Source organism: Vibrio orientalis CIP 102891 = ATCC 33934 (assembly GCF_000176235.1).
Classification (GTDB): Bacteria; Pseudomonadota; Gammaproteobacteria; order Enterobacterales; family Vibrionaceae; genus Vibrio; species Vibrio orientalis.
The window spans coordinates 48,608-75,543 of sequence record NZ_ACZV01000003.1; the positions used below are offsets into that span (position 1 = coordinate 48,608).

General features: G+C 46.1%; 23 protein-coding genes. 9 read left to right on the top strand and 14 right to left on the bottom strand.

The genetic code is table 11. The features are described from left to right. Window positions 1–57: 57 nt before the first annotated feature. Complete coding sequence (locus tag VIA_RS02330; protein ID WP_004410495.1) at window positions 58–1,467, top strand: amidohydrolase; 1,410 nt, start codon at window positions 58–60, stop codon at window positions 1,465–1,467. A gap of 102 nt (window positions 1,468–1,569) precedes the next feature. On the opposite strand, the gene motX is transcribed toward VIA_RS02330, so the two are convergent. From motX to kefG, 7 genes are all read right to left on the bottom strand, one after another. Further along, window positions 1,570–2,208 (bottom strand): flagellar protein MotX, encoded by a 639-nt coding sequence (motX, locus tag VIA_RS02335; RefSeq protein WP_004410496.1) that lies wholly within the window; start codon window positions 2,206–2,208, stop codon window positions 1,570–1,572. Between the two features lie 244 nt (window positions 2,209–2,452). Continuing rightward, window positions 2,453–3,769, bottom strand: a complete 1,317-nt coding sequence (locus VIA_RS02340; protein ID WP_004410499.1) for an adenylosuccinate synthase — start codon at window positions 3,767–3,769, stop codon at window positions 2,453–2,455. Window positions 3,770–3,942: 173 nt separating this feature from the next. Further along, window positions 3,943–4,884 carry an isoaspartyl peptidase/L-asparaginase family protein gene (locus VIA_RS02345; RefSeq protein WP_004410500.1) on the bottom strand — a complete coding sequence of 314 codons (942 nt, stop codon included), beginning with the start codon at window positions 4,882–4,884 and terminating at the stop codon, window positions 3,943–3,945. 108 nt (window positions 4,885–4,992) lie between these two features. Next, window positions 4,993–5,574, bottom strand: a complete 582-nt coding sequence (gene slyD, locus VIA_RS02350) for a peptidylprolyl isomerase (RefSeq protein ID WP_004410501.1) — start codon at window positions 5,572–5,574, stop codon at window positions 4,993–4,995. Window positions 5,575–5,667: 93 nt separating this feature from the next. Beyond that, window positions 5,668–5,862 carry a YheV family putative zinc ribbon protein gene (locus VIA_RS02355; RefSeq protein ID WP_004410504.1) on the bottom strand — a complete coding sequence of 65 codons (195 nt, stop codon included), beginning with the start codon at window positions 5,860–5,862 and terminating at the stop codon, window positions 5,668–5,670. Between the two features lie 17 nt (window positions 5,863–5,879). Further along, on the bottom strand, window positions 5,880–7,676 hold the full coding sequence (kefB, locus tag VIA_RS02360) for a glutathione-regulated potassium-efflux system protein KefB (RefSeq protein WP_004410506.1): 1,797 nt from the start codon (window positions 7,674–7,676) through the stop codon (window positions 5,880–5,882). Between the two features lies 1 nt (window position 7,677). Beyond that, complete coding sequence (kefG, locus tag VIA_RS02365; protein WP_004410507.1) at window positions 7,678–8,250, bottom strand: glutathione-regulated potassium-efflux system ancillary protein KefG; 573 nt, start codon at window positions 8,248–8,250, stop codon at window positions 7,678–7,680. A gap of 170 nt (window positions 8,251–8,420) precedes the next feature. Here kefG and VIA_RS02370 point away from each other — a divergent pair, with 170 nt between their 5' ends. The 6 genes from VIA_RS02370 (at window position 8,421) to crp (ending at window position 13,905) form a co-directional block, all read left to right on the top strand. Then, complete coding sequence (locus VIA_RS02370; protein ID WP_004410509.1) at window positions 8,421–10,343, top strand: ABC transporter ATP-binding protein; 1,923 nt, start codon at window positions 8,421–8,423, stop codon at window positions 10,341–10,343. Further along, window positions 10,340–10,819 carry a TIGR02444 family protein gene (locus VIA_RS02375; protein WP_004410511.1) on the top strand — a complete coding sequence of 160 codons (480 nt, stop codon included), beginning with the start codon at window positions 10,340–10,342 and terminating at the stop codon, window positions 10,817–10,819. Before VIA_RS02370 ends, VIA_RS02375 begins: the two co-directional genes overlap by 4 nt. Before the next feature lie 23 nt (window positions 10,820–10,842). Continuing rightward, a complete protein-coding gene (locus tag VIA_RS02380) occupies window positions 10,843–11,826 on the top strand; it encodes a hydrolase (RefSeq protein ID WP_004410512.1) in 984 nt (327 codons plus the stop codon). Between the two features lie 40 nt (window positions 11,827–11,866). Further along, entirely contained in the window at window positions 11,867–12,079 is a 213-nt protein-coding gene (locus VIA_RS02385; protein WP_004410514.1) for a YheU family protein, read from the top strand. A gap of 82 nt (window positions 12,080–12,161) precedes the next feature. Continuing rightward, a complete protein-coding gene (locus VIA_RS02390) occupies window positions 12,162–13,031 on the top strand; it encodes a phosphoribulokinase (protein ID WP_004410516.1) in 870 nt (289 codons plus the stop codon). Window positions 13,032–13,272: 241 nt separating this feature from the next. Beyond that, entirely contained in the window at window positions 13,273–13,905 is a 633-nt protein-coding gene (gene crp, locus VIA_RS02395) for a cAMP-activated global transcriptional regulator CRP (RefSeq protein WP_004410522.1), read from the top strand. 211 nt (window positions 13,906–14,116) lie between these two features. On the opposite strand, the gene VIA_RS02400 is transcribed toward crp, so the two are convergent. The 7 genes from VIA_RS02400 to VIA_RS02430 all read right to left on the bottom strand — a co-directional run bounded on the left by VIA_RS02400 (window position 14,117) and on the right by VIA_RS02430 (window position 23,618). After that, a complete protein-coding gene (locus VIA_RS02400) occupies window positions 14,117–14,908 on the bottom strand; it encodes a DUF1338 domain-containing protein (RefSeq protein WP_004410525.1) in 792 nt (263 codons plus the stop codon). A 191-nt stretch (window positions 14,909–15,099) separates the two neighbouring features. After that, complete coding sequence (gene astD, locus VIA_RS02405) at window positions 15,100–16,557, bottom strand: succinylglutamate-semialdehyde dehydrogenase (protein WP_004410527.1); 1,458 nt, start codon at window positions 16,555–16,557, stop codon at window positions 15,100–15,102. A 35-nt stretch (window positions 16,558–16,592) separates the two neighbouring features. After that, the gene (gene astA / locus VIA_RS02410) at window positions 16,593–17,612 is read right to left on the bottom strand and encodes an arginine N-succinyltransferase (protein ID WP_004410529.1); all 1,020 of its coding nucleotides are present in this window, start codon (window positions 17,610–17,612) and stop codon (window positions 16,593–16,595) included. A gap of 196 nt (window positions 17,613–17,808) precedes the next feature. Beyond that, window positions 17,809–19,023 (bottom strand): aspartate aminotransferase family protein, encoded by a 1,215-nt coding sequence (locus VIA_RS02415; RefSeq protein WP_004410532.1) that lies wholly within the window; start codon window positions 19,021–19,023, stop codon window positions 17,809–17,811. 402 nt (window positions 19,024–19,425) lie between these two features. Further along, window positions 19,426–20,013, bottom strand: a complete 588-nt coding sequence (locus VIA_RS02420; protein ID WP_004410540.1) for an aminodeoxychorismate/anthranilate synthase component II — start codon at window positions 20,011–20,013, stop codon at window positions 19,426–19,428. Between the two features lie 130 nt (window positions 20,014–20,143). Next, window positions 20,144–22,747, bottom strand: a complete 2,604-nt coding sequence (locus VIA_RS02425; protein ID WP_038211050.1) for an ExeM/NucH family extracellular endonuclease — start codon at window positions 22,745–22,747, stop codon at window positions 20,144–20,146. Between the two features lie 352 nt (window positions 22,748–23,099). Further along, on the bottom strand, window positions 23,100–23,618 hold the full coding sequence (locus VIA_RS02430) for an FxsA family protein (protein WP_004410545.1): 519 nt from the start codon (window positions 23,616–23,618) through the stop codon (window positions 23,100–23,102). 329 nt (window positions 23,619–23,947) lie between these two features. On the opposite strand from VIA_RS02430, the gene aspA reads away from it, so the two are divergent. Together aspA and VIA_RS02440 are read left to right on the top strand one after the other, a co-directional pair. After that, entirely contained in the window at window positions 23,948–25,399 is a 1,452-nt protein-coding gene (gene aspA, locus VIA_RS02435) for an aspartate ammonia-lyase (protein WP_004410552.1), read from the top strand. Window positions 25,400–25,553: 154 nt separating this feature from the next. Beyond that, on the top strand, window positions 25,554–26,861 hold the full coding sequence (locus VIA_RS02440; RefSeq protein ID WP_004410555.1) for an anaerobic C4-dicarboxylate transporter: 1,308 nt from the start codon (window positions 25,554–25,556) through the stop codon (window positions 26,859–26,861). Window positions 26,862–26,936 lie beyond the last annotated feature (75 nt).

A 26,936-nucleotide genomic window follows, 5' to 3' on the forward strand; every position in this document is an offset into this window, starting at 1 on the left:
AAGAAAGGGGTATGATTCAGAAAAATTTTACTCCCCCTTTTTACTACAGGTATCCCTATGAGTATCAAGCGCACACTCCTTGCGACCGCTATCGCAAGTCTAGGTCTGTTTTCAATGTCAGTGTCAGCCGCTGAAAAAGCCGATCTAATGATCACAGACGCCATGGTATTAACCATGAACCAAGATAAAACGGTTTATCAAAGCGGTACTGTAGTCATTAAGGACAATAAGATCCTTGCCGTTGGTGATGCATCACTCGAAAAGCAATACGACGCTAAAAAAGTATTGGATGTCGATGGCGATATCGTCATGCCGGGCCTAATTAATACTCATACCCACGTATCGATGACTGTATTCCGCTCACTGGCGGATGACGTGCCAGATCGTCTACACCGTTATATTTTCCCTCTAGAAGCGAAGCTCGTTTCACGTGATATGGTGCGCATTGGCGCCAACCTGGGTAACGTTGAAATGGTTAAGGGTGGTGTCACGACTTACGCTGATATGTACTACTTCGAAGATGAGGTCGCTAAAACCGTCGACCAAATTGGTATGCGCGCAATACTGGGCGAGACAGTGATTAAGTTCCCGGTCGCTGACGCGGCTAACGCAGAGGAAGGCATCAAGTACGCACTTAACTTTATCGAAGAGTACAAAGATCACCCACGTATTACACCCGCATTTGCCCCGCATGCGCCATACACCAACACCACAGAAGTTCTGCAGAAAATAGCAAAACTCTCTCTTGAGCTTGATGTACCTGTGATGATTCACCTTGCAGAATCACACCGCGAAGAAGAGAAAATTGCCGCGCGTGCTGATGGTATGTCACCCGTTCAGTACATGGATAGCATTGGCGCACTAAACAAAAACCTCGTTGGTGCACATATGATCTTAGTGGATGATCAGGACATCGAGCTGGTTAAGAAGTCTGATATGGGTGTTGCACACAACATGAGTGCTAACATCAAATCAGCGAAAGGCGTTTCACCAGCACTGAAGATGTACGACCAAAACGTACGTATTGGTTTGGGTACGGATGGCCCAATGTCAGGCAACACTCTAAGTACCATTGATGAGTTTAACCAAGTGGCAAAAGTACACAAACTGGTTAACCAAGATCGAGCGGCGATGCCTCCAATCAAAGTCATCGATATGGCGACGATGGGCGCTGCAAAAGCACTGCATATGGAAGACAAAATTGGCTCACTAGAAGCTGGCAAACTTGCAGACATTATTGTTGTTGATACCAAAGCGCCAAACATGGTTCCTGTCTACAACCCATATTCAGCGTTAGTTTACTCAGCCAACTCAGGCAATGTTCGTCATACGATTGTAGATGGCAAGATTCTAATGAAAGACCGCAACATGCTAACGGTTGATGAAGATAAGATCCGCGAAGAGGCGTCAGAGTTTACCAAAGTTGTCCGCGAGACAGTTATCGAATCGGGCGAAGTGGTTCAGTAACGATTAACCAATAATAACAATGCCCAGCAAGTGCTGGGCATTTTTGTTTCTAGTGCAACCGACCGAGTGCAGTAAGCCAGTTGTTTTCGATAATTTATATCTTTACCAGAACGTATCGCGTTTCTTTGCTCGTGCAATGATATTCTGTGGCATACGCCTTTCTAGCCCTTGCCTCAAGACACTAATACGTTTGTGGGTTCTTTGGTCAGCAGTGACCGAGTTATATAACCAGCGATAGGCATCTTCGTAATCAAGCGGACTACCGTAGTCACGCAGCAACAACTCAGCAAGATGAATACGCGCATTCAAGTTCCCCATAGCCGCTGCTTCACGCAGATAGGGAATCGCACGTTCTTTGTCTTGCTGTACGATGGTACCACGAGAGTAATAACGACCAATCTGTTCAAGCGCGGCAGGTAAACCTTGATGAGCGGCATTTTCCATATAGTAAAGGCCAAGCTCAACATCCTGCTCCACACATACGCCCCACGCTAGCATGTCACCATACAAAAATTCATACGCAGGTAAGCTAATGCGAGTGGCACGCGCCACGATATCTTCAACTAGCTGACAGCTGTCAGCCTTGACTCGTTCTAAATGTTGGTTGTTATTAATCAGTTTAATTAGTTCAGCTTCGGTATAGATAGGGATTGGCTCACCTATATCCGGCGAATCATTCGCCTGAACAACCGATGCGCTCAACGCCAATACCATCGAAGCCGCTAATTTCCTTAGCTTCATTTTCTGCACTCTTTACTTCGATTTCTTCTCTGCCACCAAATAGACTCATTTGGCAGTCAGTGAGTTATTCGCCACTTAATGCGGCAAGCTTGATACCTGTATCGGCAAGCATTGATAACTCTTTAATCAAAATTGCCGCCTGTTGGCAAATTGTTGCCGTAAGCGCCTAAGATCGCAAGAAAAAAAGCTCAAAAAAAAGCCAGCGATGAACGCTGGCTTTTTTAACTGTCTGAACAATCAGAGATTAAGCACCGTATGGGTGAACCTTGATGATTGTTTCGTTACGGTCAGGACCTGTAGAGATAATGTCTACTGGTACACCCGTTAGTTCTTCGATACGTTTGATGTAATCAAGAGCGGCTTGTGGAAGCGCATCGATTGATTTAGCACCAAATGTTGTCTCAGACCAACCAAGCATTGTTTCGTAGATAGGCGTTGCTTCTTCGAATGACTCTGCAGCCATTGGAGAAACTTCAAGGATAGCGCCATCTTTCATCTTGTAACCAGTACAGATCTTGATCTCTTTAAGACCATCAAGAACGTCTAGTTTAGTTAGACACATACCTGTTAGAGAGTTGATTTGGATTGCACGACGCATTGCGACTGCATCAAACCAACCTGTACGGCGTAGACGACCAGTCGTTGCGCCAAACTCGTGGCCAACATCACCTAGGTGTTTACCAACTGGGTCTTGCTTATCTAGACCGTCGTATAGTTCTGTCGGGAATGGACCTGAACCAACGCGAGTGCAGTATGCCTTAGTAATACCAAGGATGTAACCGATGTGACGAGGACCGAAACCAGAACCTGCAGCAACACCACCAGCAGTCGTGTTAGAAGAAGTTACGTATGGGTAAGTACCGTGGTCGATATCTAGTAGCGTACCTTGAGCACCTTCGAACATGATCTTGTCGCCGCGCTTACGTGCTGCGTCTAGTTCGTCAGTTACGTCCATAACCATTGAAGTTAGTAGATCTGCGTAACCCATGCACTGCTCAAGAACTTCATCGTAGCTAACTGTTTCAGCTTTGTAGAAGTGCTCTAGTTGGAAGTTATGGAATTCCATTACTTCTTTTAGTTTCTCAGCGAACATCTCTTTATCGAAAAGATCGCCAACGCGTAGACCGCGACGAGCAACTTTATCTTCGTAAGCTGGACCGATACCACGACCCGTTGTACCAATAGCTTTCGCGCCACGAGCGATTTCACGCGCGTTGTCGATAGCGATATGGTAAGGAAGAATTAGAGGACAAGCTTCAGAAACGAAAAGACGCTCGCGCACTGGGATACCGCGCTCTTCTAGAGGCTTCATTTCTTTAAGAAGTGCTTCAGGCGATAGTACAACGCCGTTACCGATAACACATTTTACGTTATCGCGTAGGATGCCTGATGGAATTAAGTGAAGAACGGTTTTTTCACCGTCAATTACAAGAGTGTGACCAGCATTGTGACCGCCTTGGTAGCGAACCACATATTTTGCATCTTCAGTTAAAAGGTCAACAATTTTACCTTTACCTTCGTCACCCCATTGGGTGCCCAGAACGACTACGTTATTTCCCATCTTTCCAGTATCTGTTGCTAGTTAAAAATGGATTCTAGCACTGAATCACATTTCTTGCAGTCATTTTTTAAGCATGCAAGCGTAATATGGTGGAAATCCATTGCGGCTATATTTAACACCGAAATAAATCAGTTAGTTAAGTTTAAGCTATGGAAGGTTGTACTGCCTTGAGGTTATTCGTCAGCATATATTTTAACGCTGAATTGGCCATCAACGTCGATCCCAGCCCGGTACATTCCCGAACTGTTCATTGCGAAATGAAGCTCACCTTGTGCATCAATTGCAATCAGGCCACCCTCACCGCCCATCTGTTTCAGTTCACCTTGAATAACGCTCTCACAAGCAGCGTGCACATCTTGTTTTAGATAGCGCATTCTTGCGGCAACATCACCAGCCACGGTTTTACGAATAAAGTACTCGCCCATTCCAGTGGTTGAAACGGCAACATTTCCATTTTCAGCATAGGTACCCGCACCAATAATCGACGAATCCCCCACTCGGCCATATTTCTTGTTGGTCACGCCGCCCGTACTGGTCGCAGCAGCAAGGTTACCCTGCTGGTCGAGTGCTACCGCGCCCACAGTGCCGTATTTTTTATCATCTGGGTATTTAGACTCCGACAAAGCAAACAGCCCCTTCTCTTTCATCGACAAAAGCTGGTCATAACGGCGGTCAGTAAAGAAATAGTCTTGCTCGGTAAACTGGTAGCCATGTTCAAAAGCAAACTCTTCAGCGCCTTCCCCTACCAACAAGACATGATTGCTCTTGTTCATCACATCACGGGCCAACTCGATTGGATTTTTGATATGACGAACACCGGCCACTGCACCTGCATCAAGCTCTTTGCCATGCATCACCGAGGCATCCATCTCGACCATCTCTTTGTGGGTCAGCACAGAACCTTTACCAGCATTAAAGTTCGGCGAGTCTTCCAACACTTTCACCGCGGCGACAACCGCATCCAGTGCATCACCAGATTGAGCTAAAATGCTATGCCCAGCGCGAACCGAAGCTTCAAGATCCGCTATGATCGAAGCCTTTAATTCATCGCTCATTTGCTCACGTAAAATGGTTCCGGCTCCGCCATGAATGGCGATTGAGAATGGTTGGCTCATTGGTGGGTCTCCATCGATATCCTGACCTTGTAGTCATTTTAATAACAAAAAAGGCGTTTCCCGTACAGCGGGAAACGCCTTTTAATATTCTAGCAATCAACTAACGAATTAGTGAGAACCGCAGCTACCGCCACCGCAGCAACCGTCTTTCTTCTCTTCACCGTGGTCATGGCCTTCGCCGCCACAACAACCGCCTTCATGATCGTGGTCGTGACCACAGCCACCAGCTTGGTGTACGTGACCGTGCTCGATCTCTTCTGCTGTTGCTTCACGTAGTGCAACTACTTCAACATCAAATGTTAGAGTTTGGCCAGCAAGCATGTGGTTACCATCTACAACGACTTCGTCACCGTCTACTTCTGTTACTTCAACAGGGATTGGACCTTGGTCAGTATCTGCTAGGAAACGCATACCTACTTCGATCTCTTCAACACCTTGGAACACGTTAGCAGGAACACGTTGAACAAGTGCGTCGTTGTGCTCGCCGTACGCTTCTTCTGGAGAAACCGTTACAGAGAACTTAGCGCCCGCTTCCTTACCTTCTAGTGCTGTTTCAAGACCAGTGATTAGGTTGTTGTTACCGTGTAGGTAATCTAGAGGCGCATCAGTTGTTGATTGATCAACAACAACACCGTCTTCTAGTTTTACTTGGTAAGCAAGACTTACTACTACGTTCTTTTCAATTTTCATATTTACTCCAAGGAGAATAAAGGACCGTTGCAATCACAACAGTCTGCAAACTTTCTACGTCGGTTATTATGGGGATGATTTAGAGAAACTCAATCAATCCGGTTTAAAAATACCGATCATTTCTTGGCCACTGTGTTCAGCGGTCTCCACAGATTCTGGTGTTCTCTGGTCTTGATGACCACATTCAACACACTCTACTAACTCAATATTGTTCTCTATCCACCAGCGTAGTGTGTCTTGCTGAGTACACTTAGGGCAACTGGCGCCTGCGATAAATCGTTTCTTCATCTGTTTATTTCACTAATCTATTCCCAGAAGTTCTTCGCTTGTTGGTCACTTTCCATTTCTCGACCAAAAATCTCTTCCAGTTCTTTACGGGCTTCTTTGGCTCTTTGGGCCAATTGTTTGTCATCGTTATGCTGAGGTAACAACTCCTTGAGCATAGCATTATCGAGCTTTCTAAAATGCGCTTCCGCTCGCTTTGCTTGATATGGGTGCATACCTAAATCAATTAACGCCTGACGACCCAAGTCTAAAGCACCAAGGAAAGTCTCACGCGAATAGCTTTCCACACCATGGCTAAGCAATTGATATGCTTCGACACGGCTGCGAGCACGAGCAAGTAACTTAAGGTTAGGGAAGTTGGTCTTACACAACTCGATGATCTGCATGATTTCATCTGGTGAATCGGTACAGATGATCATCGCTTCGGCTTTGTCTGCACCTGCTGCGCGTAATAAATCAACCTGAGTCGCATCGCCATAAAACACTTTATAGCCATATTTACGCAGCAGTTGAATTTGGCTGGCATCACTTTCTAACACCGTCACTTTGATTTTGTTGGCATACATAAGTCGACCAATAATCTGACCAAAGCGACCGAAGCCTGCGATGATAACGCGTGGCTGTTTGTTGATGATGTCGGACTTCAGCTCAGCAGCGGTCTCAGCATTTAGCCCTCGCGCATACCATTTGCTTTGCGCCATCAGCAGCAGAGGCGTGGTAACCATAGACAAACTCACCACCACGAGTAGGAATGCGGTTTGCGATTGGTTAAGCAAGCCTTCACTTGCCGCCGCCGTAAAGATAACGAACGCGAACTCGCCACCTTGGCTTAATATCGCCGCCATCTTACTGCGCGACTTAGCCCTGCTACCTGCGAATCGAGCCAAGAGATAAAGAATCATCCCTTTAACAATCACAAGACCTACCACCGCAGAAAGTACAGCCAAAGGTTCTAGTGCCAATAGGCCGAGGTTTACTGCCATACCAACTGCAATAAAGAACAAGCCAAGCAGCAATCCTTTAAACGGTTCAATCGCAATCTCTAACTCATGGCGATATTCACTTTCCGCAAGCAGTACCCCAGCGAGGAAAGTACCTAGTGCCATCGACAACCCTAGCTGCTTCATCATTAAGGCAATACCAATCACCAACAGCAAAGCGGCAACCGTGAATAGTTCGCGTACTCCACTTAGCACGACATAACGAAACAGAGGTCGCAATAGGAAATGACCACCTACCAATAAACCGCCAACACCCGCTAGCATCCATAGAGCGTCAAGCCAGTCACCCGCGGTGTTACCCGCCAAAATGGGCAGTAGGGCCAACATCGGGATCACTGCGATATCTTGAAACAGTAACACTGCAAACCCTGACTGTCCGGCTTCTTTAGCACCAAGTCCCTGCTCTTCAATCACGCGCAGCGCAATGGCGGTAGAAGAAAGCGCCAAGCCCATGCCGATCACTAAGCTGGTTTGCCATGAGGTACCGGCGATATACGCGACACTGGCGAGCACTAAGGTCGTCACCACCACCTGCGCACCGCCCAGCCCGAGTATCGGCCCTTTCATTTGTAGCAATTTTTTCGGATTCAGTTCGAGACCAATTAAAAACAGCAGCAGCACCACACCAAACTCGGCAAAGTGAAGGATCGCATCGACATCACTGATAAGACCTAGGCCCCAAGGACCAATCGCGACCCCCGCAAGTAAGTAACCAAGTACTGAGCCTAAACCCAATCTTTGAGCAAGTGGAACAGCGACAACTGCAGCGGTTAAGAAAATCGCACTGCTTTGAAGAAAATCATTTTCTAATGCCATGCTACCCTCCTACTTGTTCCGAATAAGCCACCAGTGGATCATTTAGCCATTGACGATACTGCTCGGCGTGTTGATAGCGCTCCATTTCAGAAACATTACGTGCCCAGTAAAGCACCAAGGGTTCAATCCAATGCATCTGACACAGCGCCGCCGTTAACTCGAACGGCTGTAAGATCTGTGAAAGCGGATAGCGGTTATAGCCCCCCTGACCAAATGCCTCTTCTTTGCCGCCGGTGGTGATAACACTACGCCAATATTTTCCTTTTAACGCTTCACCGTTACCAAATGCAAAGCCTTTACCTATTACTCGATCTAGCCACTCTTTTAATAAAGCCGGGCAAGAGTACATATAGAGGGGATGATGAAAGACGATCACATCATGCTCATTGAGCAACTTATGTTCCGCACTGACATCAATAAAGAAATCTGGGTAGTGGGCATAAAGATCATGCACAGTGACATGCTCAAGAGATTCCACTTTCTTAAGCATCATTTGGTTGGCAACAGAGTCTCGCGATTCTGGGTGTGCGTAAATCACCAATACCTTAGGTATATCGGAAGGTAAATTCTGCATTCCTTGGACAGCAATCCTTATATTATTCATAGCCGAAGACGACTGTATTTATTGTAATTTATCGTTATCAGTTTGTTATACGTTGTTAGCCACAATAACGCAACGATCGACATAGCTAGTCAAGTAACCTACTATTCGACGCAATACGAGCAAAGACAAAGCACAAGATTATGATTACCTTCTCTGGCATTCAGCTTCTACGCGGTGGCAAACCACTGCTTGAACAAGCCTCTGCAACCATTCACCCCGGCGATAAAGTCGGCCTTGTGGGTAAGAACGGTTGTGGCAAATCCACTCTATTCGCCCTAATTAAAGACGAACTTTCTATTGATGCTGGTAATTTTAGCAAACCCGCTCATTGGGAGATGGCGTGGGTGGCTCAGGAGACTCCAGCTTTAGAGCGCAGTGCAATTGAGTATGTCATTGATGGTGACCGCGAATACCGTCGTCTAGAGTCAGATTTAGCCGATGCCGAGCAGAAAGATAATGGCACTCTAGTCGCTGAAATTCACGGCAAGATTGAAACCATTGGCGGTTACAGCATTCGTGCTCGCGCAGCCGAGTTACTCGATGGCTTAGGCTTTAGCCAAGATCAAATGAGTTGGAGCTTAACTCAGTTCTCCGGTGGTTGGCGTATGCGTCTTAACCTAGCTCAAGCGCTACTTTGCCGCTCTGATCTTTTGCTACTTGATGAGCCAACCAACCACTTAGACCTAGATGCAGTAATGTGGTTAGAACGCTGGCTACAAAACTACCCTGGCACCTTGGTTCTTATCTCACACGACCGAGACTTCCTTGACCCAATTGTAGGCCGAGTAATCCATGTAGAGAATCAACAACTGCATGAATACACCGGTAACTACACATCGTTTGAAGAGCAACGTGCGCAAAAGCTCATCTTGCAACAAGCTCAATTTGAGAAGCAGCAGAAACAGATGTCGCACATGCAAAGCTACATTGACCGTTTCCGCTATAAAGCCTCCAAAGCTCGCCAAGCACAAAGCCGTATTAAAGCGTTAGAGCGCATGGAAAAGGTTCTGCCAGCTCAACTGGATAACCCGTTTAGCTTTCAATTCCGCGACCCAGACGCGCTGCCTAATCCAATCATTATGATGGACGAAGTATCAGCAGGTTATGGCGACAACCTAATCCTTGAGAAGATTCGCCTAAATCTAGTACCGGGTAGCCGTATCGGTCTACTTGGCCGCAACGGCGCAGGTAAGTCGACGTTAATTAAACTGCTATCACGTGAACTTAACCCTCAAGGCGGCGACCTAACTTACTCTCAAGGGGTTAAAATTGGCTACTTTGCTCAGCACCAATTAGAGACACTTCACCCAGAAGAGACTCCGCTGCAACATATGATGCAGATCGCCCCAGACAAGAATGAACTTGAGCTGCGTAACTACTTAGGCAGTTTTGGCTTCCAAGGAGACAAAGCGCTCGAGAAAGTCGCGCCGTTTTCGGGTGGTGAGAAAGCTCGCCTAGTGCTTGCGTTGATTGTGTGGCAAAAACCTAACCTATTGCTGCTCGATGAGCCAACCAACCACCTAGACCTCGATATGCGCCAAGCGCTGACTATGGCACTGCAAACGTTCGAAGGCGCAATGGTGATTGTTTCGCACGACCGCTACCTACTGCGTGCCACCACCGATGATCTCTACCTTGTCCATGACCGCCAAGTTGCACCGTTTGATGGTGATTTGAATGATTACTATAAATGGCTGACTGAACAGCAAAAAGCAGAACGCCGCGAAGCGCAAGCACAGCAACCAGAGAAGAGTAGTGAGAACAGCGCCGCAGCGAAAAAAGACCAAAAGCGTCGTGAAGCAGAGTTCCGCAAACTGACCGCACCAATTCGCAAAAAGCTGACAAATCTGGAAGCAAAAATGGATAAGTTAGGCACAGCATTAGCTGAGGCGGAGACGCAATTGTCTGACAACGCCCTTTATGAAGCCGAAAATAAAGCTAAACTTAACCAAGTACTCGCTGTTCAGGCTAACAGCAAAAGTGAACTTGAAGATGTCGAAATGGAGTGGATGTCTCTCCAAGAAGAACTAGAACAGATGGAACAGGAGTTCAATAGCCTATGAGTTCAAAGCACGTCGAAATTTCTTTAACCCTTGAACGCTTATGGCAATTCAGTTTGCAGTATTACAGCGTGCGAGAAGTCAAAGAGGCGTGCTTGAATCTTCAGAACCAATTTAAAGGCAATGTGAACTTACTGCTGCTGCTCAAATGGCTCGACGAGCAGCAGATCTGTTTCCAAGAACAAGACTGGCACCGCGTTGAAGAGTGTTTAGGTCGTTCTGAAGCACTGCTGCTTAGCTACCGTGAGTTAAGACGCAAGCTAAAACTCCACCTCCCTGATACGCTCTATCGCGAATCTCTCCAATTTGAACTGCAATTAGAAAAACAGCAGCAATCTGATCTGGTTGACTGCATCAACAGTATTCATCTAGAAACGAATCATAGCGAACCGCTTGTCTTACGCTATTGTCGCCAACTCGGCGGCGAGCAGCTCTACTCTGCCTTTGCAGAACCTATCAATAACATTGCCAATCTATAAGCTCTACCGACCTTAGGACTCTTATGACTCAATTTGTTGCGGCTAAAGGATTAACCAATCCACACCTTCAAACCCTAGCGCCAAGATTTATTCGTAAGAAAGCGTTATTTGAGCCAGTGTGGCAAACACTTGATACCCCTGATGGAGATTTTTTGGATATCGCTTGGAGCGAAGATCTCAATCAAGCCGACAAAGGCAAACTGGATAAACCAATTTTTGTCCTGTTTCACGGTTTAGAAGGCTGCTTTTACAGCCCTTACGCCAACGGTTTAATGAATGCCTTTGCTAAACAAGGCTGGTTGTCGGTCATGATGCATTTTCGCGGCTGTAGCGGCAAGCCCAACAAACTGGCTCGGGCTTACCATTCTGGAGAAGTCGAAGACGCACGTTTCTTTCTTGAGCACCTTGATACACTTTTTCCTAATCAAACCAAAGTGGCTGTCGGCATCTCACTTGGTGGCAATATGCTGGCTAACTATCTAGCCAAGTATCTAGACAATCCGCTAATTGACGCGGCGACCATCGTTTCAGCTCCGCTGGATCTCTCCGCGTGTTCGGAGCGCATCGAACAAGGCTTTTCTAAGCTGTATAAAAACTACCTACTCTCTTCGTTGAAAAAGAGCGCACTGCAAAAGCACCACTTACTTAAAGGAGAGCTAGGTCTGAGCTATCACAACATTAAACGAGTCACAAAACTGTACGAGTTTGATGACTTGATTACCGCGCCACTGCATGGCTTTAAAGACGCCGAAGATTACTACCATCAATGCTCAGGTATCCATCGCCTTAAAGAGATCACTCTGCCAACTCAGATCATTCACGCCAAAGACGATCCGTTTATGACGGATGCCGTGATCCCGAAGTATGTGCTGCCTGAGAACATCGACTATCGCTTATTTGACCAAGGCGGCCACGTCGGTTTTGTCACTGGTACTGCAATAAAGCCGCGTTTCTGGTTAGAAGAAGCTCTGCCTGCCTACTATGAAAGTTTGGCGGTTTCGGCATAATAGCGAGCGTCTATAACGAACATAAAATCTAGAGGTATTTATGATTGTTCCTTGGCAACAAATCGATCCAGACACGCTGGACAACTTAATCAAAGAATTTGTCCTGCGCGAAGGGACAGACTACGGTACGGTAGAGATTTCCCTGCAAAGCAAAATTGACCAAATCAAAAAACAACTTGAGTCAGGAGACGCCGTGGTGGTTTTCTCTGAGTTACATGAAACGGTCGATATCCAACTCAAAAATAGATTTTAGAGAACTGCATACAGTGACGTCCAAGCAAAGCATGCTATAGTGGACGTCGATTACAGGAACGTATTCTCAGACAAGGTTTGTCATGTCAGCAAAACACCCTATTATTGCCGTTACTGGTTCGTCCGGTGCCGGAACCACTACTACCTCTGAAGCTTTCCGCAAGATGTTCAACATGATGAACGTTAAACCAGCATGGGTTGAGGGGGATAGTTTTCACCGTTTCACTCGTCCAGAAATGGATGTCGAAATCCGTAAAGCGCGTGAGCAGGGTCGTCATATCAGCTATTTTGGCCCGCAAGCTAATGACTTTGGTGGTCTGGCGGAGTTCTTTCGTCAGTACGGTCAAGAAGGCACAGGCCAAGTGCGACGTTACCTACACACTTTTGACGAAGCCGTCCCTTACAATCAAATGCCGGGCACCTTTACCCCTTGGCAAGATCTACCGGAAAACTCAGACGTTCTATTTTACGAAGGCCTGCATGGCGGTGTCGTTGATGGTGACGTTAATGTCGCTCAACATGTCGACTTCCTGATTGGTATGGTACCGATCGTTAACCTTGAGTGGATTCAGAAATTTGTCCGCGATACCCGCGATAGAGGCCATTCACGTGAAGCGGTGATGGACTCGATTGTTCGTTCAATGGATGACTACCTGAACTACATCACACCACAGTTTTCTCGTACTCATATTAACTTTCAGCGCGTCCCGACTGTCGACACGTCAAATCCACTTAACGCCAAAGGCATTCCAAGCCTAGATGAGAGTTTTGTGGTGATTCGCCTTCGCGGCATCAAAAATGTTGATTACCCTTACCTACTGGCAATGATTGATGGCTCGTTTATGTCGCGCCATAACACCATAGTTGTACCCGGCGGTAAGATGAGTTTTGCGATGGAATTAATCGTACGACCGATTCTTCAACAATTAATCGAAACGGGCAAAATTGGCTAATACTCACAGCTAGAACACGATTACTTTTCATACCGTGATCATGTGCACAGTTTTGCGTAGTAAATACGTCGTTGGACCCGATTAAAATCAAGAAATCGTTTTCGAAAAAGGATACTATTTCTTACCGAAACACAAGATAGCTTGCAGCATTTGTAAAGTGCTCTTATCCTAGTAGGCCTATTTAAGGCTTTGCTAAAACATGGAAAGCGACAAGCGTACCCTGCAGAGGAAGTGAGATATTATGGTTCTAGGTAAACCTCAAACCGACCCAACATTAGAGTGGTTCCTTTCACACTGTCATATTCATAAGTACCCATCAAAAAGCACGCTAATTCATGCGGGCGAAAAAGCTGAGACGTTGTACTACATCGTTAAAGGCTCTGTTGCGGTTCTTATCAAGGACGAAGAAGGTAAGGAAATGATTCTTTCTTACCTAAACCAAGGTGACTTTATCGGTGAGCTTGGTCTATTCGAAGAAGATCAAGAGCGTACTGCTTGGGTTCGTGCTAAGTCTCCTTGTGAAGTAGCAGAAATCTCTTTCAAGAAGTTCCGTCAACTAATTCAAGTTAACCCAGACATCCTAATGCGCCTTTCAGCGCAAATGGCAAGCCGCCTACAAGTGACTAGCCAAAAAGTGGGTGACCTAGCATTCCTAGACGTAACGGGCCGCATTGCTCAGACGCTACTAAACCTAGCGAAACAACCTGACGCAATGACTCACCCAGACGGCATGCAGATTAAGATCACTCGTCAAGAGATTGGTCAAATCGTTGGCTGTTCTCGTGAGACCGTTGGTCGTATCTTGAAGATGCTAGAAGAGCAGAACCTAATCTCTGCTCACGGTAAGACAATCGTTGTATACGGTACTCGTTAATTTCGATTAACCGTTAAAATTTTAAAAGCCACCAATGGAGACATTGGTGGCTTTTTGTTTATTTGCGTCATCCCCGAGATGGAGGGACGACCGAGTTGGGGATCTCTTTAAATAACCAAGTCAACCGATGAAGATTCCCTACTCCCTCCTTCGTCGGTCTATGGAATGACGGATACTCTCACTAGGGAGAAGTCCGTTCTCACTTCTACTTTTACCCGTTGGTACTTTCGAAAATCTTATCTGCAGATGCTGCAACAAAACCTGGGTAAAGTTCACCATTTGTCATTGGATAGCGCTTAGCAAACTCATAGAAACCACCGGGGATGATTTCAGTCCCTTCAGTAAACTGCACTGCAACTTTATCCGCCATAGTCGAAGATTGTTCTAGCAGTACCTCTGGAGAGCCTTTCACTTCACCACCAAACTCGTTAATGGTAAAGCCAGCATCACGTAGGTGATTGTTGACACCCACGACTTCCTCAAATGCATTCAGTTGGTTGACGCTAACCGTAAAGTGGTTGGCACCATAGCCATGCGCCGCTAGCCAAGAAGCGTACTCACTCTCTGCCGCAAGCGTTTGGAAATCTGCGTAGCTAAGATCCCATAAACGACCGCCAGACAAGAACTCATGACCTTTTAGCTTACTGGTGTCCAATTGCTCAACAAGCTTAGCAACGATAGATTGCAGTGCTTGTGAACACTCTTCCACTTTTAGCTCACTGATAAACACTTTTGGCTGTTTTGGGTCTGGATGCTCAAAGTGCTTAGCTACCAACTTCTTACTTTCAAACAGATAGTCACCACAAGGCTTGTAGCCTACGTCTAAGAAAGGCTGCGCTAAAGTTGCGATACCCAATGGCTCGACATTGAAAGTGCGTAACGCGATATGGTCATTGATCAGTGCTTCATCTTCTTGCAGTAGTTGATGCACTTTTTCAGCAGAGGGACACAGGCGTTGAATATAGTCCTTCCATAACGATTGGAATAAAGCATCTGGCGTCATAACGCCTCCTTGTTTACGGTTGTTTACGTTATAGGGTTAGTCGTTATTATTATTGGTTAAGTTATAAAAGAGGCTACCAAACCGATTTGTCCAGATAATCAGTCTGATAGCCTTCAACCTGTGACGTTAAAAGCCTCCCTGCTCAGGGAGGAAGAAGGGAATTCCCTAACTTAGGTTCTATGACCTAATTTTTATAGCTCAACCCCTGGGCTCAATGTCGCAGGCAGAATTGTCTCTCCACCTTCCATTGATGCCATAGGGTAAGCACAGTAATCAGCTGCGTAGTAAGCACTTGGGCGTAAGTTACCCGATGCGCCCGGACCGCCAAACGGTGCATCACCACTTGCGCCCGTTAGTTGGCGGTTACGGTTAACGATGCCTGCGCGGATGTGGTCAACAAAGTATTCCCACTCGCTGTCATCGGTAGACACAAGACCTGCCGATAGACCAAAGCGCGTATCATTGGCTAGCTCTACCGCTTTATCTAGACCTTGGTAACGAACAACTTGTAGCAATGGACCAAAGTACTCTTCATCTGGCAGCTCTGCGATCGCGGTAACGTCGATGATACCCGGTGTCACAAACGCAGCGTTACCCGCTTTCGCTTCCACCAGACTCTCACCACCAAGCTTTTGCAGATTCGCTTGTGCGGCAAGGATAAAGTCAGCAGCTGCTTTAGAAATCTGCGGCCCCATAAATGGAGCAGGCTCTGCAAATGGCTGATCGACCCGAATCTTGTTGGTCGCGTCCACCAGTTTGCTCACCAGTAAGTCACCTTTTTCACCGACAGGAACATACAGGCGACGCGCACAAGTACAACGCTGGCCTGCACTAATAAAGGCAGATTGGATAATGGTATAAACAGTGGCATCGACTTCGCCAAAGTTTTCTGAAATCACCATCGGGTTGTTACCGCCCATTTCTAGCGCCAGCATTTTACCCGGCTGACCGGCAAACTGTTTATGCAGGATATGGCCAGTATTAGCGCTGCCGGTAAACAGCACACCATCAAGACCTTTAGAGTCTGCCAGTGCAATCCCGGTTTCTTTCGCACCTTGTACAAGGTTAATAACACCTTTTGGTAGACCAACTTGATCCCATAGCTTCATTGCAAACTCACCGGTTAGCGGCGTCTGCTCTGAAGGTTTAAATACCACGGTGTTACCCGCCAGAAGCGCAGGTACAATGTGACCATTAGGTAAGTGACCAGGGAAGTTATATGGACCAAATACGGCCATCACGCCGAGTGGACGGTGGCGAAGGACAATTTGGTTGCCGGCGGCTTCACGCTGCGCTACACCAGTACGGTCATGGTAAGCACGAATAGAGATAGCAATCTTGCCTGCCATCGCTGCCGCTTCTGTGCGCGTTTCCCAAATCGGTTTGCCGGTCTCTTTAGCGATGATTTCAGCAATCTGCTCACTGTTCTCTTTTACCTTCTCGGCAAAGGCTAGAACAATCGCTTCACGCTCAGCAAAGCTCATTTTTTTCCAACCCACAAACGCACTGCGTGCTGCTGAAACGGCTTGCTCAACTTGCTCTGGAGTGGCACTTTCACCTTGCCAGATGACGTCATTGTTGTATGGGCTTTGCGAGTTCATTGACTCACCTTGACCTGCAACCCATTCACCTGCAATCCAATGTGTCATAACTTGTTCCTTCAAATTTGTTCTTAATCTCAGCGTTACTGAGCTAGCATGCGAACATAGTCGCCTTCGTTTACTTTCAGTGCTTGGGCCACTTCAGGCGATAAAATAACTGACTCTGACTCATGGTCATGGGCCGCTTTTGCTGCCGCTGCGCGGAAGTCTTCAAACGAGGTGTTAGAAATCAGGTAATCTTGCGAGCTGGTATGCTCTGCAATCGTCACTTTGGCACGGATAGAGTGACGCACGGATTCAATATTACGCACATCACATTCAACCGTTGGGCCACCATCGAAAATGTCGACGTAGTTGCGGCAAGTAAACCCTTCTTTTTCCAGTAGGCGTAGGGCTGGTTTAGTGTTGTCATGGACTTGACCAATCACCGCTTGCGCTTCTTTGCTCAATAAGTTGATGTAAATTGGCAACTTTGGCATGAGATCAGCAATAAAGCCTTTCTTACCAATACCGGTTAGGTAATCGGCCATAGTGAAATCAATCGAGAAGAAGTGCTCTTGCAGCCACTGCCAGAATGGCGAATTACCTTCTTCATCAGAGACACCACGCATTTCAGCAAACACGGTTTTAGAGAAACGGTGTGGATGCTCTGCCATCATTAGAAAACGACACTTCGACATTAGGCGGCCATTCAAACCACCGCGGAATGTTGGTCTCAAGAATAGTGTACAAATCTCACTACAACCTGTGTAGTTGTTGCCGAACGTCAGTAGCTTAACGACGTTATTCACACCCAGTTTCGGTGATGAATGCACCACGGTACTGATGTGATATGAGTAGAAAGGTACATCCCAACCAATTGATGCTTCGATACCTGTACAACCAGCGACTTCACCGGTTTCACTATCAAAGCCCACCATCAGATAGCCTTCATCACCGGGCTCTGTGACCTCTGGCTTTGTGAAGCTATATTCTGAATGAGTAATACGGTTAGTTAACAATTCTTCGTTAACCGGTAGAGATGTAAATCCATGACCAGACTCAACCGCACACGTGTGCAGCGCGTCGTAGTCCGACATTGCGATAGGGCGAACAACCAGCATCGATACTCCCTCCTGATGCGTGAACGCTAGTACTCATTAGTTATCTGTTTATACTTTGACTTCGTCATTCCCTACAGTAAGGAACGAACGTGATAGGGAATCCCTCAACGCGATGTAGGAGATCCCCAACTCGGTCGTGCCTCCCTCTTGAGGATGACACTATTTATGTCGATATGAGTACTAGACTAGGTGTTTCTTATTTAACTAGCGTCGCTAGAGCTTTATCTAGGCGCGCTAATCCTTCTTCAACTTCTTCTTTAGTGATAACCAGTGATGGGGTGAAACGCACTACGTTTGCTCCTGCCACTAGTACCATTAGGCCTTCTTTGCCTGCTGCAACCAATACGTCACGAGCGCGGCCTTGCCAATCTTCATTCAGTGCTGCGCCAAGCAATAAGCCTTTGCCACGTACTTCGGCAAACATGTTGTACTTATCATTCAGTTTAGCTAAGCCTTCACGGAATAGAGCTTCACGCTCTGCAACACCCGCGAGTGTTTCTGGCGCGCTAACAACATCAACCACAGCTTCTGCAACTGCACACGCGAGTGGGTTACCACCGTAAGTTGAGCCGTGTGTACCCACTTTCAGGTGCTTAGAAAGCTTAGTTGTTGTAAGCATTGCGCCGATAGGGAAACCACCACCAAGTGATTTCGCAGTACTTAGGATGTCAGGCGTTACACCCAGACCTTGGTATGCGTAGAAATTACCAGTACGACCGTTACCAGTTTGTACTTCATCAAAGATAAGCAGTGCATTGTGCTTGTCACACAGTTCACGCACTGTCTGTACGAATTCGTCAGTTGGAGAGATGATGCCGCCTTCGCCTTGAAGTGGCTCCATCATGATGGCACAAGTGCGATCTGAGATATGCGCTTTTAGTGCTTCCACGTCATTGTATGGTAGGTGAGTAACATCACCCGGCTTAGGACCAAAGCCGTCTGAGTAAGCCGCTTGACCACCAACAGTCACAGTAAAGAAAGTACGACCGTGGAAGCCCTGTTTAAAGGCGATAATTTCTGATTTCTCAGGGCCAAACTCATCAGCAGCGTAGCGACGCGCTAGCTTAAGGGCCGCTTCATTCGCTTCTGCGCCAGAGTTAGCAAAGAACACTTTCTCAGCAAAACACACATCGGTGAGCTTTTTCGCTAAACGCAGTGCTGGTTCGTTAGTCATCACGTTACTTAGGTGCCAGATCTTCTGACCTTGCTCAGTTAACGCGTTAACCATTGCAGGGTGACAATGACCTAGGCAGCTCACGGCAATACCACCAGCAAAGTCGATATATTCAGTCCCCTGTTGGTCCCAAACTCGAGCGCCTTCGCCTTTTACTGGAATCATTTCCATTGGGTTGTAACAAGGTACCATTACCTCATCAAACAAACCGCGTTCTACGTTATTTTCTACAGTCATTGCACATTCCCTCTTAATACCGCATGCATAGCGAATATGGTGTCCTTACTTCGATTCAATGAAATAAGATATTGTTTTGCTTTTAAGCAAGTACGGCATTGTATTTACATTTAATTAACCATTTCAATAGTGGTTTATTCTTTTTAATCGCCACTATAAAGTCTGATACTCATAATCCTTGAGTATTTATGCATTACCCTTTCACATTTATGAAGCAATATATTCTTATATTAAAGATAAGCTATGGTTAATCTTAGTCGCGATAAGGGCTAAGAAGTAGACGTGACAAACTCTGCGCATACTTTTTCACAAAGTATCCACTGTAAGGTTTATGAAGAAAATGTTAAGAAAAGTGATCTCAGTCAGGCTTTAACCGAATAGTAGCCACTGAATTTGGGTGTTTTAAAGTGCCGCTCGGGCAATAAAGTTGGCAAGGATCTGATGACCTTGCTCTGTTTTAATCGACTCAGGATGAAACTGAACCGCATCAATCGGTAAGGTTTTGTGCTGATAACCCATGATTTCATCCATGCTGCCATCAGCCAGTTGGGTCCAAGCTGTCAGCTCAAAGCAATCCGGTAGCGTGCCGTTTTTCACCACTAGAGAGTGATAGCGTGTCACGGTAAGAGGGTTATTCAAGCCAACAAACACACTGCGGTCATTGTGGGCAATTAGCGACGTTTTACCATGCATCACCTGCCTAGCTCGTACCACCTCACCACCGAGTACTTGGGCAATTGCCTGATGACCTAAACAGACACCGAGGATCGGTAACTTTCCGGCGAAGTACTCTATCGCCGCCAAAGAAATGCCCGCTTCGTTTGGTGTACATGGCCCTGGAGAAATGACCAAATGGGTTGGGTTTAGCGCTTCAATCTGTTCTATGCTGATTTCATCATTACGCACTACTTTCACCTCAGCACCCAACTCACAAAAGTACTGGTACAGGTTATAAGTAAAAGAGTCGTAGTTATCGATAATCAGTAACATGGTGAAACGAACAGCATTGATAAGTTGGATGGTTAGGGGCGGTATTGTGCAGCAAGAAAGAATAAAGGCAAGTGCAAACGATAAAATAAGGCCGGCATAGGCCGACCTTATCTGTTTACAGCAAGTTAGTTTACTTGCGACGACGCCATAGTGCTAAACCAAATAGCGACATCATGGCACCAAAGCCAAATGAACCGGCCATGTTCAGTTCTAGAACCGCTGGATCGTGGTCTGAAGAACGGAAGTGGTCGTTGTACTTAGGTAGGTCACCTTTGTACTCTTCGTTGTAGTCAAACAACTTCGACTCACCACCATTGATATGCCAATCCGTTGCATCAACAAAGTGCTTTTCTAGGCTTGGGCTCATCAGTAGGTGGTCAAGCGCACCCACTTCATCATTGTATGAGTAGCTCCAGCTGTTTGGATGCGCTTTCGCCACAGCATTGATGTAGCCATAGCTGTCAGTGATCACAGCGCCTTCATCACCAAATTGCACCTGACCATCGATGTAGGTATTACGTGCTGCTTTGATCGTCTTACCGTATTTCTCTTGGCTGTAATCTGTCAGTACTAGCAGTGGATCTTCCATACCGTATGCGTTCAAGTCACCTAAGATAACTTTGTGACCTTTGATTTCGCTCAATGCATCACCTAGCGCCACAGCTGCGGCAACACGGAAGTTCTCACAAGAACCTTGTTTATCTAGGTCTTGGCCACCCTGACCACCTTGCTCAACTGGTGCTGCATCTTCCCAACACTTAGAGCCTTTCGATTTAAGGTGGTTAATCGCCACTGTGATCTTCTCTTTAGTGCCTTTCACTTTGAAAGTTGGCGCAAGCGAATCACGCTGGTAGTTCTTACCATCTTCAATCACTTTACCATTGTCATCCAATACTTCTGGGGCTTGCTGACTTGGCATAGGAATTACGCGAGAATCTTTCAGCTTAACCACTTTCGGGCGGTAGATTACACCGGTAGTAATCACATCAGTGCCGATGTAGTCGTTCTCGTCAGTCACTTTGTCGCCGTTAGAGTCGATAGCAACGATGTCGTAGCGGTCTTTCTTCTTCTCAATTTGAGCGTTTAACTGATCAACCAACTGACGAATTGCACCACTGTCACCGAAGCCGTTGTTTTCAATTTCCATCAGGCCGATGATGTCAGCGTCTAAGCGCAGGATTGCATTAACGATTTTTGCTTGTTGTACTTCAAATTCTTCAAAGCTGTTCGCACCACGGTTATTACCATGTGGATTTGCATCACCACCAAATGGCGAGTTGAAGTAGTTAAGTACGTTAAACGTAGCGATGCGTAAATCGCCCTCTTTCATATCGATATCTTCGGTACGAGGGTCATTACGAATAAAGCTTTCGCTCGTTAGGGTATTGGTTGGAATTAAGCGGTAATCACCGTAACTGTAGGTAATCACACCTTCTAAGCCGACAATGGTATCGTCGATACGGATGTAATCTTCGGTAGAACCATCTTGGTCAATATCAGTGCGGCCGAAGTCTGGGTAGTATGGAACTTGTCCATCGCCAGCCTTAGCATCTGACTCAACATACAAACGGCGCTCTGCGTTTTCGATGCTTTGCTGTTTCGCCTCTTCAGAACCTGCTGGGAAATTCTGGTTTGGCTGCATGCTGATACGACCTTGCGCTAGTACCATGTTGTTGCGACGCGCTGCGTAATCGTAGCCAAAGGTACGGGTAACGCGCATATCTAGAGCTTCAGTTGTGTTCACCAACATGCCTTCGTAGCGCTCTAGAGTGCGATCGAAGTTTTCATCCGTTGCTAGGATTTCGATGTCCGTCGCCGTTGGCGCAGCTTGCTCGCCTTGTTTAACCCAGTTGTTGTTTTCTGCTTTTAGTTGAGTGTGATCGTAGTACTCTTGTACCTTACCTTTGACACACACCACATCGCCCGCTTGTAGATCAGAGCTTGATTGATTGGTATGAACAAACAGACCTTCAGATGTCTCTGGGTTGTAGTCGTCCGTTAACGCTTGTAGATAGAAGCCTTTCGTCAGGCCTGTTGTTACCGCACTGACGACACCTTTAACAAAGAACTCTTCATCGGTGATGTATGGGTAACCATTGATAAATGGAGAAGTATCCCCTTCACCTTGGATCTCTTGAATCGAAGTAAAGGTAGGAGTTGCGCCATCTTGTGTACAAGCAAACGGTTCTGGCGCGGTACCACCATCAAGTACACCTAAGCCCTCGATGCTGTCTTTCGGAAGTGATGACCATTGAGAAGCGTCATAAGTAGAAGAAGGCGTCATCGCATCCGAGTTACGTACTAATGTTACGTCTTTAGCAAAGTCAGGACCATCTGCACCAACATTGCCAACAACATCATGTACAGCACCATTTTTGAGCAGTGCCATTGGATCATTACCATTAAAATTAGCAATGGCACTATTCAAGATATCGGAAACAGCTTTAATGTCATCGCTAGCACTTGTGTGTGCTACAACAAGAACACTTTGCGCTGCTAACACTTGACCATTTAGCGACAGCTTACTGCCCCAGTCGCCTTTACCATTGCTCTGCTTGGCAAGTTCATATCCATCAAGTGATACTGAGCTATCACCCGTATTAGCAATCTCAATCGCTTTGTTGTAGCTACCACCTTCCACATATTGAGAGATGATGATGTCTGCCATTGCTGGAGACGAAAGAGCACCAGCTACCACTGCAGCGAGTAGCGTAGGAGTTAATTTTTGTTTCATGTTATCCACCATGCATCGCTTCCATTTCAATGTTAAACATCAACTAGAAAGCGTGTTCCAAATCACTTTTAGCGTGACTACTTATTAATAAACCTTGCTCAGTGTTGACGTTTTTTATGAAACAAAAAATTACATTCAGTGACAGTGAGATTTCGATCTCATAGATATGCTGAATATTTGAAGCACCATCAAGTTTTCAACATATCGTGATAACAGAAGTTTCAAAAATGAGAATATCTTGCTGAAATAAATCAGATTTTGCTAATAAATAAAGCAATAGCTCTACTATTCTCTTGATTTTTAGGCATAAAAAAAGGCGCTATCAAAAGCACCTTTTTCATAATCGGACCGATCAATTCAATCTATTGCGATCGTCGTCATCTTTTCGCTCATACTCACCTTCAAAGGTCGAACCTTGCTGCGAATCATCACGATGAAAAGGATCCTGTTCAAATGGGCTTTGACCAAATTGGTCGCCTTGGAAACTACCATGGAAGCCATTACTGCCCATCGACTTGACCACCATTTTACTCATCAGGTATTTGGCAATCATAGCGCGAGGTGCTGGCAATAGTACCAGCATACCCAATGCATCGGTCATAAAGCCCGGTGTCAGGAGCAATACACCTGCAACAGCTAGCATCACCCCTTCAAAAATCTGCTGAGCAGGAAGCTCACCTTGCTGAAGACGGTTTTGTACCGACATTAATGTTTGTAGACCTTGGCTACGCACGAGAGAAGCCCCTACGAATGCCGTAATCAATACCAAGGCGATAGTTGGCCACAAACCAAGGAAGCCACCAACTTGAATAAATAGACCTATTTCGATGATAGGAACGAAAATAAACAGTAGTAATAAGATAGGAAACACACGCCCTCCTTTGTTGTACTCAGTGTACGTGCTCTGCGGTTTGAGCTCAAATTAAAGCAGTAATAAAACGTGACACAGAAATGATAAAAAACTCAATTAACCCCTACCACTAAAGGGTTATTAATACTCTGTTCATATCTAACCAAATTTTGACTCAACAAAAGCAAAAAAAGGTGATCAAGTTACTATTTTTATACGCTAGGTACAGTATCATGTGCCACATAAGTCAGGACGGATTATACAGCCAAAAATTCTGCCGAATGGATTCTTACACTACAGAATGGCTAGAAATAAACTTTATTATCAGAATAAATTCCTAAGGATCCTGTATGGCTACCCTAACTGATGCTCCAAAAACGGCTAACTCTGCAACTCGTATCGAAGAAGACCTACTAGGCGAGCGCCATGTACCGGCTGATGCGTACTACGGCATTCACACTCTACGCGCGATCGAAAACTTCAATATTTCAAGCACTACTATTTCAGACGTACCTGAATTCGTCCGTGGTATGGTGATGACGAAGAAAGCCGCTGCACTGGCAAACAAAGAGCTTGGTGCGATTCCAAAAGACGTTGCTAACTACATCCTAGAAGCGTGTGATTTGATCCTTGAAACAGGTAAGTGCATGGATCAGTTCCCGTCAGACGTATTCCAAGGCGGTGCGGGCACGTCAGTAAACATGAACACTAACGAAGTTATCGCGAACGTTGCACTTGAACTAATGGGCAAGGAAAAAGGCCAATATGAGTTCATCAACCCGAACGATCACGTAAACAAGAGCCAATCAACTAACTGTGCGTACCCAACCGGTTTCCGTATCGCAGTTTACAACAGTGTTCATCAGTTGATGGAAGCGATCGAATACCTTAAAGGCGCATTCGAACTTAAAGCACAAGAATTCAAAGACATCTTGAAGATGGGTCGTACTCAGCTGCAAGATGCGGTTCCTATGACTGTGGGTCAAGAGTTCCACGCATGGGCAGTTACACTAAACGAAGAGATTCGTGCCCTGGACTACACGTCTAAACTGCTACTAGAAATCAACCTAGGTGCAACAGCGATCGGTACTGGTCTAAACGCACCAACTGGTTACCAAGCACTAGCAGTGAAACACCTAGCGGAAGTAACTGGCGTTGAAGTAGTTGCAGCAGAAGACCTAATCGAAGCGACGTCTGACTGTGGCGCTTACGTAATGACGCACGGCGCGCTTAAACGCCTAGCAGTGAAACTGTCTAAGATCTGTAACGACCTTCGTCTACTTTCTTCTGGTCCTCGCTCTGGTCTAAACGAGCTAAACCTACCAGAAATGCAAGCAGGCTCTTCAATCATGCCAGCTAAAGTAAACCCAGTTATCCCTGAAGTTGTAAACCAAGTTTGCTTTAAAGTTCTAGGTAACGACAACACCGTTTCTTTCGCAGCAGAAGGCGGCCAGCTACAGCTTAACGTAATGGAACCGGTTATCGCACAAAGCGTGTTTGAGTCTATCTCTCTACTACACAACGCGTGTGTTAACTTGCGTGATAAGTGTATCGACGGCATCACAGTGAACAAAGAAGTGTGTGAGAACTACGTATACAACTCTATCGGTATCGTTACTTACCTAAACCCATACATTGGCCACCATGAAGGTGACATTGTTGGTAAAATCTGTGCAGAAACAGGTAAGAGTGTACGCGAAGTGGTTCTTGAGCGCGGCCTACTAACAGAAGATGAACTAGATGACATTCTTTCTGTTGAAAACTTTATGCACCCAACGTATAAAGCGAAACGCTACGAATAATAGCAAATTGATAAAGGCCCCAAACGGGGCCTTTTTTAGGCCTCTATACGGTTAACCACACGCAGTTAAAGGTCTTTATTTTCTGATTATCTAAACATTCAGACAGTGAGTTTTTAGATAATCAGAATCAAAATAACTTTATGAGGTAATTATTATGGTTGCAGTAGAGCTCTTTGTCGTTCTGCTCTTTATCTATTTGGGAGCAAGAATCGGCGGTATCGGTATTGGCCTAGCCGGTGGTGCTGGTGTTATCGCCCTGTCATTAGTGTTAGGTGTACCAACAAGCCAAGCATTCATTCCTATCGATGTTATCCTGATCATCATGTCAGTGATTACCGCGATTGCAGCAATGCAAGTCGCCGGTGGTCTAGATTGGATGGTACAAGTGGCAGAAAACTTTTTGCGTAAACACCCTGAGCGCATCACATTTTACGCGCCGATTGTTACCTTCTTGATGACATTGATGGCGGGTACAGGTCATACAGCATTTTCTACACTTCCTGTTATTGCAGAAGTCGCTAAGGGCCAAGGCGTTCGTCCTTCCCGCCCTCTTTCTATTGCGGTTGTTGCGTCTCAAATCGCGATCACAGCATCGCCAATTTCTGCAGCAGTTGTCGCATTCGCAGCAATGCTGGCACCAATGGGCGTGGATTACCTAACCCTACTTGCGGTTTGTATTCCAACCACGTTTGTTGCCTGTATGGTTGGTGCATTCGTTGCAAACTTCATGGGCTGTGAGCTAAAAGATGATCCTGTTTACCAAGAACGTTTAGAGAAAGGCCTAATTAAACTTGCGACGGATGAACAGCGTGAAATCCTACCTACTGCGAAAAAGGCAACTTACATTTTCCTAGCGGCGATTGGTTTTGTGGTTTGTTACGCAGCGGCAATTTCAAACTCAATAGGCCTAATCGAGAACCCAGCGCTTGGTCGTAACGAAGCAATCATGACGGTAATGCTAGCAGCTGCAGCAGCGATCGTAATGAGCTGTAAAATCGACGCTGGTAAAATCCCAGCTGCGGCAACATTCCGCTCTGGTATGACAGCGTGTGTCTGTGTACTTGGTGTGGCATGGCTTGGTTCAACGTTCGTTAACGCGCACGTAGATGGCATTAAAGAAGTCGCAGGTGCGCTACTGGCAGATTACCCATGGATGCTGGCAATGGTACTGTTCTTTGCTTCTATGCTGCTCTACTCGCAAGGTGCAACGACTGTGGCTCTAATGCCAGCAGCGCTAGCGATTGGCGTAGCGCCACTAACAGCAGTTGCATCATTTGCGGCAGTCAGTGCTCTGTTCGTACTGCCAACTTACCCAACGCTACTAGCAGCAGTTGAGATGGATGACACGGGCTCAACACGTATTGGTAAGTACGTCTTTAACCACCCATTCTTTGTCCCTGGTGTGGCGACGATTGCTTCTGCAGTCGCACTTGGCTTCACATTTGGTGGTCTATTTATCTAATCGCATCAAGCGAATATATAGGGAGCTTCGGCTCCCTTTTTTATTTTCTCCATCGTAAAAACACTTAGCTCACAT